Source organism: Helicobacter sp. 13S00482-2, assembly GCF_002272795.1.
Classification (GTDB): Bacteria; Campylobacterota; Campylobacteria; order Campylobacterales; family Helicobacteraceae; genus Helicobacter_J.
Map to the genome: position 1 here is coordinate 1 of NZ_MLAT01000086.1, position 498 is coordinate 498.

Below are 498 nucleotides of genomic sequence, written 5' to 3' on the forward strand. Positions count from 1 at the left end.
TTTGGTGGTTTGAATATTTTGCACTCAGCAAAAACATAAAACACAACACAATTAACATAACAAAGATCGTCAGGAGATAAATTCGTGGATTCTCTTAGATCTTTTTCTATATCCTCAATTATATTATCTAAGACAGTATCTGATTTTGTGTCTTCTCTGAAATATTTTTGATATTTGCTTTTTACATATTGTATCAAAACTCGATCAAAAAGAGGATCCTCATCAGTAAAAGTGTCTATCTTTTTTCTTACGAGACTATAGTTCTCCATATAATCCTCAAAAAAATGCTTATATTTTGATAATTCATTATAATCAATTTTATCTTCAATCGTATAATCTTGTGTATTAGGAATTTCATATTTAATATCATTCATATTAAAATTATTAATATTGATAGATTGATCAATTAAATTTTCACCTGCTGTTTTATTATCTGTCCCAATAGCTGAAAGTTTTTGACTCTTATCTGATAATGGCATTATTTGCACCAGCAGTAAT

Annotated in this window: 1 protein-coding gene; it reads right to left on the bottom strand. The window is 26.9% G+C overall.

Going from position 1 to position 498, the window contains the following annotated elements; all coding sequences use genetic code 11:
- On the bottom strand, positions 1 to 479 hold a 479-nt coding region (locus BKH42_RS09225), incomplete at its 3' end, for an ABC-three component system protein (protein ID WP_143428629.1).
- Positions 480 to 498 lie beyond the last annotated feature (19 nt).